General features: G+C 46.0%; 8 protein-coding genes. 7 read left to right on the forward strand and 1 reads right to left on the reverse strand.

The window, feature by feature from the left end:
- Nucleotides 1–109: 109 nt before the first annotated feature.
- Nucleotides 110–1720 (reverse strand): ATP-binding protein, encoded by a 1611-nt coding sequence (locus NEPTK9_RS08015; protein ID WP_194848315.1) that lies wholly within the window; start codon nt 1718–1720, stop codon nt 110–112.
- Between the two features lie 561 nt (nt 1721–2281).
- Here NEPTK9_RS08015 and NEPTK9_RS08020 point away from each other — a divergent pair.
- The 7 genes from NEPTK9_RS08020 (at nt 2282) to NEPTK9_RS08050 (ending at nt 9558) form a co-directional block, all read left to right on the forward strand.
- The gene (locus NEPTK9_RS08020; protein ID WP_194848316.1) at nt 2282–3721 is read left to right on the forward strand and encodes an AAA family ATPase; all 1440 of its coding nucleotides are present in this window, start codon (nt 2282–2284) and stop codon (nt 3719–3721) included.
- 1 nt (nt 3722) lies between these two features.
- The gene (locus NEPTK9_RS08025) at nt 3723–4616 is read left to right on the forward strand and encodes an ABC transporter ATP-binding protein (RefSeq protein ID WP_194848317.1); all 894 of its coding nucleotides are present in this window, start codon (nt 3723–3725) and stop codon (nt 4614–4616) included.
- A complete protein-coding gene (locus tag NEPTK9_RS08030) occupies nt 4609–5391 on the forward strand; it encodes an ABC transporter permease (RefSeq protein ID WP_194848318.1) in 783 nt (260 codons plus the stop codon). The genes NEPTK9_RS08025 and NEPTK9_RS08030 overlap by 8 nt, the downstream gene beginning before the upstream one ends.
- A 296-nt stretch (nt 5392–5687) precedes the next feature.
- Complete coding sequence (locus NEPTK9_RS08035) at nt 5688–6023, forward strand: nucleotide pyrophosphohydrolase (RefSeq protein WP_194848319.1); 336 nt, start codon at nt 5688–5690, stop codon at nt 6021–6023.
- 41 nt (nt 6024–6064) lie between these two features.
- Nucleotides 6065–7855 (forward strand): S9 family peptidase, encoded by a 1791-nt coding sequence (locus NEPTK9_RS08040; RefSeq protein WP_194848320.1) that lies wholly within the window; start codon nt 6065–6067, stop codon nt 7853–7855.
- Nucleotides 7852–9273 carry an LbtU family siderophore porin gene (locus NEPTK9_RS08045; protein WP_194848321.1) on the forward strand — a complete coding sequence of 474 codons (1422 nt, stop codon included), beginning with the start codon at nt 7852–7854 and terminating at the stop codon, nt 9271–9273. Before NEPTK9_RS08040 ends, NEPTK9_RS08045 begins: the two co-directional genes overlap by 4 nt.
- Before the next feature lie 48 nt (nt 9274–9321).
- Entirely contained in the window at nt 9322–9558 is a 237-nt protein-coding gene (locus NEPTK9_RS08050) for a helix-turn-helix domain-containing protein (RefSeq protein ID WP_194848322.1), read from the forward strand.
- Nucleotides 9559–9757 lie beyond the last annotated feature (199 nt).

Here is a 9757-nt window from a genome sequence, read left to right on the forward strand (position 1 = left end):
TAAGGATATTACAAGTAAGAGGGGGGAGTAAAAATATTTTTATGTAGATCTATGGAATTTATCTCATCGATACCTATGGAATTTTCCTTGACTTTGACACGAGGGATTTTTATTCCCCTTCTCCAGGAAAAAGCTCTCGAATTTTTTCTCCGGACTCAGATAGAAGCTCGCCTTTCCATTCAGATACGTTGCGCGCCTCCGAAGAAAAGTTAGCTCCTATGATCACTATGTGTTTGCCTTTATGGGTATAAGGCTTGAAGTATTGTTTTTCATGGATTTGCTTTAAAGCTTTATCAGCAGAGCCGTCAAGCTTAAGTTCTAGAATATAAGTTGTTTTGGGAACTTCTAATATCACGTCAATACGCCCTGTATTTATTGACCTTTCTGATAAAGGGTTAAAACCCATCCCATGCAGCATTGACAAGAGCATTGCTTGATATGTTCGCTCTTTTGCATCAACAAAGACTTGATATGCGAAGCTAGAAAGGCCTATTTCTATCTGATTAAATAGAAGGCTTGGCTGATGCTTTTCTAGCGCTTCTACGCACTCCCTAGAGGATCTTAGTTTAGTGATTGGGGCAAAATTTTTGACGAGAGAGTTGATAAATGCGGATCTTACCTCTTCATTAGGAAGACCTAAAAGGTAGCGATTCGAGATGGAGTTATAGTCTTTGATCGTAAAGTAGCCTGTTTGGTACATCAAGGCTTCTAAGTTTATTTGCTCTAGAGAGCTAATATCCATTAGCTCCTCTTCTGTAGCTGTTGTTCCGTCTAATGAAACCATCGACTCAAGATGCTCTTTCAGTTGATGAATTAGGAACGAAGGAGTCCCGGTGCTATACCAATAAGTTTTAGGCTTTTTGCTTTGCATAAACTTAAGGGTCGAAAAAGGGTTATAAACACAAAGCTTTCCCTCAGAAAATCTGTAGCCATTGTACCAGTTTCGAACTTCGTCTATGACCTTTTCTTCCGGTACTAAATTCCCCAGTTGACTCCTTTCCTGAGCGATTTTTTGAATGTGATCTCGAAAACTTGCTCTTAGCTCTTCTTCGGTATATCCCATCATCCCGGCATATTTGGGTTCCATCGTGATGTCATTTAAGTTATTAAGAGCTGAAAAAAGGGAAACTCGAGAGAATTTACTAATCCCCGTTATAAATGTGAACTTTAAGTGTTTATCTAAACTTTTGATTGTTCCAAAAAAGTCTTTGAGGATATCTCTATTCTTTCTAGCAACATCAAGATCTTCCAAATGATCTATGATAGGCTTATCGTACTCATCGATTAATACTGCTACTTTTTTCCTATATTTGTTCGATAGCCGAACAACCAATGTATCCAAAGCAACTTGAATATCGGTTGTAACAATAGAGATATCGTGCTCCTTGGCGATAATCTCCAGCCTTACCTGCAAAGCGGTTTCAAGATGGTCGGGAGTTCTACTTGCTATTTTTGAGAAATCTAAATATAGAACTGGATATTTTTGCCAGTCATATCCGCTTTCATAGATCTTGCAGTCTTTAAAAAGCTCCTTATTCCCTTTGAAAATTTCTTCTAAGGTATTAATAAACAAAGATTTTCCAAACCTTCTAGGACGGGATATAAAATAATGCTTCCCCGTTGTTATTAGATCCTTGGCAAACATCGTCTTATCAATGTAAACCTGGTCTTCTTCAAGGATCTCACGGATGCTTTGGACACCAATCGGTAATTTTTTCATTTGACTAAAGCTGTAAGGTGGAGTTCTTTTTTTCATTCTACCCTATCAGGAACAAAGCATTCAACTAGAAAATTTTACTTTACAAAGGCCTATCATGGACTACGTCAGCCGGTAGACGAGAGGATTGCTCCTCTCGCCCCTGACGCATCTTTATCCTAAATACTCCCGATTAACTACATAAGTTCGAAAGGTCTCCATATTTCGGGAAGTATTACCTCAGCATGCTGTATTTTGAACCATGCCGATCTTTCCCAGGTTTTTAGCCACTTAGCATATTCGCTTTGGTCGACTTTCTGCTTAACAAAAAAATTCACTGAACCGACACAGCTTCGGAGCCGAAGGCGAAGAAAAGCTGCGTCGTGAAGTGTCCACAACTTATTTGGGTATAGTTAGCTTAACACTTTTTGTTAATTTCAAGCCCAAAAGCATTCACGAAAACGGGCTCAAAACATGCGAAATGTCGATTTTAAGCCCAAAATTTAAAGAAAAACGGGCTTGAAATTGACGTATAACCAATTTTTAGATCATAATTAGGGGTGTTCAAATAACCTCGAGAATTCAATGGACCCCAAAATTCGATTTATAGGAAGGCAAAAAGAGCTAACTCGCCTCCAAGATACTAAAGAAAACCAAATCGCTGATCTTGTTGTCATTACAGGGCGCCGTCGAATTGGAAAAACGCGACTCGCGGAAGAGTTTGGCAAGTCCTTTGAGCGCGTGCTTCTATTTACAGGACTACCTCCAACAAAAGGGATTACAGCTCAAATGCAAAGAGACCATTTTGCACAGCAGCTTGTAAAGCAAACCCATTTGCCACCTCCATCCGCAAAAGATTGGAATGACCTTTTCTGGCATGCTGCCCACCAGTGCGCTGAAGGAGAGGTTCTTCTTATTATAGACGAAATTTCTTGGATAGGCGTAAAAGATCCTACCTTCCTAGGAAAACTTAAAACAGCTTGGGATCAAGACTTTAAGAAAAATCCCAACCTTGTTGTTATTCTCACAGGATCTGTATCAAGTTGGATCGAGAAAAACATCCTTAATAGCACAGGTTTTGTCGGTCGGATTTCCATGGAAATAGCCCTTGATGAATTGCCCCTCTGCTCTTGCAATGAGTTTTTTGGAAAGGAGCATACTAAAATTTCACCCTATGAAAAGTTCAAAACGCTTTGCGTAACTGGAGGAGTCCCTCGCTACCTTGAGGAAATCATCCCCGCGCGCTCTTCGGAAGAAAATATTGAGCGCCTTTGCTTCGAAAGTGGCGGCCTCCTTGTTAAAGAGTTTGAACGCATTTTTTCAGATCTCTTTTACAAGCGTAGTGGCATTTACAAAAAGATTGTGGCCTGTTTGGCTGTGGGAAGCTGTACGCGAAGGCAGCTTGTTGAAAAAGCAGGAGTGGCCAATTCTGGCCGTCTAACTGAATATCTTTACGGCCTAGAGGCAGCGGGATTTATCTCAAAAGATGTGAGCTGGGATATTAAAAGCAAAAAAGAATTAAAAATACCTGTTTATCGCCTTAAGGACAACTATTTACGTTTTTATCTTAAATATATCCAGCCAAATCTTACCCGCATCAAAAGTGGTCGGTATAAGGCTGATCCAAGACAGTGGGCTGTCATTTTTGGGTTTCAATTTGAAAACCTCGTCTTAAGCAATCGAAACCGCCTACTGGAACTTCTTTACATTGATCCGAATCGGGTTGTTTGGGACAACCCTTATACACAAAGAAGCTCAGAGCGAAGGCAAGGGTGCCAAGTTGATTATCTTATACAAACTCGGGACCAATGTTTGTACTTATGTGAAATTAAGTTTTCCAATGACCTTATATCCCCAACAGTTATCCAAGAAGTCGAACAAAAAATCAATGCCCTCTCTCTTCCCTTAGGGTTTTCAGTAAGACCCGTACTTATCCATGTTAATGGGGTGACCCCGGCCCTTCTAGCAGAAGAATATTTCTCGACAATTGTTGACTTCAGCCAACTTCTTGAAGTAAAGTGTTAGAATGAACCCTCCATTACGGATTAAGAACCTCACCACCAAGTATGGCAAGCTCGTTGCTGTCGATGATGTCAGCTTTGAGATCAAACCAGGAGAGGTCTTTGGGCTGCTCGGCCCGAACGGCGCCGGAAAAACCACGATCATCTCCAACATCGTCACTCTACAACCCTCCACAAGTGGGACGATCGAGATCTTTGGAAAGGCGCCCCCACTTGCAAAAAAAGAGATCGGCTTTGTCCCTCAAGAACTCATCCACCACGGCTTTTTTTCTGTTGAGGAGATTTTGAAGTTTCATGCCAACTACTTTGGCGTTTCTTTAGACCTCCCCTACCTTAAATACCTCCTCGAAAAACTCCACCTGTGGCACCACCGAAAAAAGCTCGTGAACCAGCTCAGTGGCGGGATGAAGCGGCGCCTTCTCATCGCAAAAGCCCTCCTTCATAAGCCCAAACTTCTCCTTCTCGATGAGCCGACTGCAGGTGTCGACATCGAGCTCCGCGCTTCGCTGTGGCAATTTATCCTCGAGCTCAAAAAAGAAAATCTGTCGATTCTCTTAACGACCCACTATCTCGAAGAGGCCGAGCGCCTCTCTGACCGGATCGGCATTCTAGACCATGGCCGCCTCGGGAAAGTCGACACCACCGAAAAGCTGTTAGAAACGCACTCGTCTAAAAAGGTGACCATCGCTCTTGTAACTCCCCTTCCAAAGCTATCTCACCCCTATCTAAAAGGGCAAAGCGATCATCATCTTGACTTCCAGATGCCCAATGAGGTCCCTCTTTCTCAGCTCTTTGCCGAAGTGAAGATTCCTCTAGAGGCGATCCAAGATATTAACATCAAAGTGGGAACCTTAGAAGATGTGATGCAAAATGTTCTAAATGGAGGGAATGATGAGTAAATGGATCCAGTGGAAAGGGCTCTACCATCGAGAGGTAGCTCGCTACTTTAAAGTCCCCCTCCAAACCATCGGCGCCCCGATCGTCAGCACCCTTCTCTACCTCCTGATCTTTGGGGTCAGCTTGGGAAAGTCGATCCATCTTGCAGGCGGGTTTCCCTATTTGGCTTTTCTGATTCCCGGTCTCATCGCTATGTCACTCATCAGAAATAGCTTCGACAACTCAACCAGCGCCTTGATGGGACAAAAATATGTGAACGAGCTCCAGGATCTCCGGACTGCCCCCCTTTCCATCCACCAAATCGTCTCCTCGAAGTCTATCGCCTCTTTGACCCGCGGGCTGATCGTTGGCGCCATCACCTATCTTGTCGGACAAGCCTTTTATCTTTCCTATATGGGACACTTTCTTCCCATCGCAGCCCCTCTGACTTTCATCTACTTCATCGTGATTGGAGGGCTTGCCTTTGCCGGTCTTGGTATCGCGATTGGGATGTGGTCGAGAAGTTTTGAACATGTCGGGGCGGTGAGCATGCTCATCCTCCTTCCCCTCATCTACCTGGGTGGGGTCTTCTTTAACCTAGAAAATGTCCATCCTTTTTGGCAAACCCTCTCCCATTTTAATCCCCTTTTCTACACCATCAACGGGGTCCGCTATGGGATGCTCGGTCAGTCCGACACCTCTCTCCCCCTTGCCATCGGCGTCACCTTCGCCTTCGCTCTCCTCTGCCACCTCTTGGCTCTCTTGAGCTTGCGGAAAGGATCTCGCTACCTCCGTTAATCATTTACTCGCTTTTCGTGTTATCAATTACACACTTTTTGTGTTCTTTAAGACTACAAGACACGGAAAGTAAAAACCTCAGTTTTGGGTTTATTTTGCTTAGCTCCAGAGGGAGTTTTGCTTAAATTTTCTTCTTTTTGATCGAAGGTAAGGGTCAAAATGGCCCTTTTCGAGATCAAAAGGGAGAAAGGAAAGCTAAAATCCCCTGAGGCTGAGTGAAATAAACCCGAAACTGAGGTTAAAAGGTTTGAAGAAAAGCTCTTTCCAAAATTTTATCTATCTTGTAACCTGCAGTTATGGACATCATCAAAGAAAAGCTCAAAAAATTCGTCAGTGACCGGGAGTGGGACCAGTTCCACAACCCGAAAAACCTCGTCCTTTCCCTTGTTTCAGAGACAGGAGAATTGGCTGAAATCTTCCGTTGGCTCACCCTCGAAGAGTGCTCCCGTATCATGGAAAACCCTGAGCTTGCTCAACATGTCCGTGAAGAGGTCGCCGACGTCTTCAATAACATCGTCCTCCTTGCCATGAAGCTCGATATCGATCTTCTCTCTGTTGCAAAGGAAAAGCTCATCCTCACCGAAGAAAAGTACCCGACCCACAAGTGGAAAGGGCGTCCCCGCCAAGTTTAGTATAGCATTAAAATATTAAATTTTTGTAAAGTGTTTCCCTTATGGAAACACAACCACATGGCACCTGGAAGTCCCCAATTACCCCCTCGATGATCGTCAAATCGGCGATCAAATTGGGCGACATTGCCCTCGATGGAGGCTCGATTTATTGGAACGAGATCCGCCCCGAAGAAAAGGGGCGGTCTGTCATCGTTTCCAATGGAAAAGACCTTTTGCCCGAAGGGTATAGCGCCCGCTCCCGCGTTCATGAATATGGGGGCGCCCCCTTTACCGTCCATAATGGAACGGTTTACTTTGTCAACGATAAGGACCAGAAGCTCTATAAAAGAGACCCCAATGGGGAAATTTTTCCCTTATGTGGGGGCGAAGGGCTCCGCTATGCCAACCCCCTCTTTGATCCCAAACGGAATGTGTTGTACGCCGTGCAGGAAGAGCACCGCGCGGATGGAGAGGTGATCAACACCCTTGTCAAGGTAGATAATGAAGCCATCGCCATTCATGAGGGACACGACTTTTATGCGATGCCCACTCTCCATCCTGAAGGGACGCATCTTGCCTTCATCACCTGGGACCATCCCAACATGCCGTGGGATGGATCCACCTTATGGGTGGGAGAAATTGCCCCTGATGGGACCCTCTTCAATGTCAAAAAAGAGGCGGGTGGCATCAGCGAATCGATCTTTCAACCCGAGTGGTCACCTGATGGAACGCTCCACTACGTTTCCGATCGCACTGGCTGGTGGAACCTTTATCCCGGTCCCGAAATGGAGGCAGAGTTTGGACAGCCCTTATGGGTCTTTGGGATGACAAACTATGGCTTTTTCGATGATGGGCGGATCGCCGCTGTCTATACCATCAAAGGGAAAAGCCACCTAGGAATCATTCATGGGGAAGAGCTAGAAAAGGTTGACCTCTCCTTTACGAGCTACGGAAGCTTTAAAGTCTCTGGCAATCGGTGTTACTTCACCGCTGCATCTTCTACCGAGCCCCAAGCCCTCTACTCTTACGAAAAAGGAGAGCTGACCTGTCTAAAAAAGTTACGGGAAGTCACCTGCGATAACCGCTATATTTCGATTGCAAAAACGATCGAGTGCAAAGGGACCCATGGTTTTTTCTACTCTCCCAAGAATCCTGACTATAAAGGAAATGACCTCCCTCCCCTCATTGTAAAATGTCATGGAGGTCCCTCCGGACATACCAACCCCTCTCTCAACTTAGAGAACCAATACTGGACATCGCGCGGGTTTGCCTATCTCGATGTCAACTATGGAGGAAGTACCGGACATGGACGGGCCTACCGGGAACGGCTGAAAGGAACGTGGGGAAAGGTCGATGTCGAAGACTGTATCAACGCCGCCCTTTACTGCGCCGAAAAGGGATGGGTCGATCGAGAGAGGATGGCCATTAAAGGGGGAAGCTCTGGGGGCTATACCACCTTAGCAGCGCTTACTTTTCACGATACCTTTAAGGCGGGGGTGAGCTACTACGGCGTTTCCGATTTAGAGGCTCTTGCCAACGATACCCACAAATATGAGGCCCACTACCTTGACGGGCTGATCGGTCCCTATCCAGAGGAAAAAGAACGTTACCGCGCGCTTAGTCCCCTCCACCATGCCGATCAAATCAGCGCCCCCCTTCTCCTTCTCCAGGGAAGTGAAGACCGGGTCGTTCCCCCCAACCAATCAGAGATGCTTATTAAGGCCTTGAAAACCCCTGTCACCTACATCCTTTTCGAAGGGGAAGGACACGGGTTTCGGCAAGCAGAAAACATCAAAAAAGCGCTCGAAGCAGAGCTAAATTTCTACGGAAAAACATTTGGATTTGAAATGTGAAAAAACTCCTCTTTTTACTTATCACAACCACTTTATTTGCCATTCAAGAAGGAACCTACATCCAGTATGAAGAGGTGGAACAGCAAACAAAGGAAGACCAAAGCCTCCGTGACAGCTACCAAAACCCCCTCCTTGAAGGGGTAGACGCCCCCACTAAAAAGGAAGAGCTGACTCTCCAACAGCGGATCGCCAACTACTTTGGAACCTTTGTCACCTCCTCTCCCTATCCTGGAGTCCGCGCCACTTTTGAGGGAACCGAGCTCATGTCGAGCCTCTCAAGCGTTAACAAAGACCTTCAAATCCTCCTTGAGCTTGAAGAGTCGACCCTTTACATGAGACAGAAAGGAATCCCCTACCCCGTCAATCCTCGGATCTTCCTCAGTGGACAGATCGAGTTTACCGGCTTTGTCCAAAGAGATGCCCGCAAACATGCACAAAGTGATCTCGATCTCACCAATGCTGAGGTCGACTTTCTCATCGTTGCCGCTCCCTGGCTCTATGGCTTTATGGCCTATGAGTATGACAACTCGGTCGACCCTGCCATCTCCAACAGCCGCGTACAAAACGCCCGGATCCACGCCGACTCTCTCTTCCTTACCTTTGGGGATTTTTCAAGAGAGCCCTGGTATGGAACCATTGGGCAAACCTACATTCCCTTCGGACAATACACCACCTATAACCCCGTCCATGACCCCCTCAACAAGATCCTTTTCTGGACCCTTGCCCGTGATGTCACCCTTGGCTTCTATAACGACACCCTTCAGTTTGCCGCCTATGTCTTCAAAGGGGACAGCCATGCCGATTCGGGGAATAACATTAACAACTATGGGGTCAATCTTGCCATCCACTTTCAGATCAAGAAGCTCGATGCCAAAATCGAAGTCGGAGCGATCCGGAATATCGCCGATTCTTTGGGGTTCCAATCCGCCTTTGATGTCACCTCTTCGACCGAGCAACTCCGCCACATCGTCCCGGGGATTAACACCAATGGAAACTTCACCCTTGGAAACTGGAATCTTCTCCTTGCCTACAACCAAGGACTCCGCGCTTTCAACCGGCGCGATGCCGCCTTTAGCAAAAATGGAACCACCTTTAAGGGAGCCATGATCAAGGCGTTCGATGCTGAGCTTGCCTACACCTTCAAAATTAGGGAGCGCCCCAGCTCACTTGCCTTCTCTTATTCCCGGAGCTACGAAGCGCTCGGCTTTAACATCCCCAAAGAGCGGATGGTCCTCACCTGGGCCCTCTACGTCTTCCGAGGCAACCTCCTTTCCCTCGAGCTCAACTCCGACAAGCTCTACGACAGCACCAACCGCGCCGCCGGCAAACTTGTTCCCGGCACCCCCTACTACCTCAACCCCCGCAACCTCGGCCACCGCGACTTTCAGCTCAGCGTCGACTACCTCTTTTATTTTTAATGTCTGCGCTGTAGAACAGGTACCAAAAATAGAACCTTAGAAGTTAACATGAAAAACATCTTTGCAGACTTAGGTCTTGACCAATCTGATGAACTCATGACTCGTGCTCAGCTTTTGCATGGAGTAGGAATCCTCATTAAAGCAAGCAAGCTTTCTGAGCAAAAAGTTGCTAAAAGGCTAGGGATTACTCAGCCTAAAGTTTCTCTACTTGTCTCGGGTAGTCTTTCGGCATTCAGTGCGGATACTCTGATACATTATCTCTCCTTACTGGGGTATCATGTATAAATTCGACTGAAAAAGCCTCGCTCAAAGGTAGCTATTTTCCGCCGTAAAGGACGGATTGCCGTAAACTAACCCCCTTTTTTCCAAAAGATAATTCCTTTTATCACCTGCGCCGAAAAACTCGGTCCTTTAGGGCCGAGATGAAAGGCGCAAATACTCATTCCATTGGTTTTTGCTGGTTTTCAATATATTGCCTGATTGT

The organism is Candidatus Neptunochlamydia vexilliferae (genome assembly GCF_015356785.1).
Taxonomy (GTDB): domain Bacteria; phylum Chlamydiota; class Chlamydiia; order Chlamydiales; family Simkaniaceae; genus Neptunichlamydia; species Neptunichlamydia vexilliferae.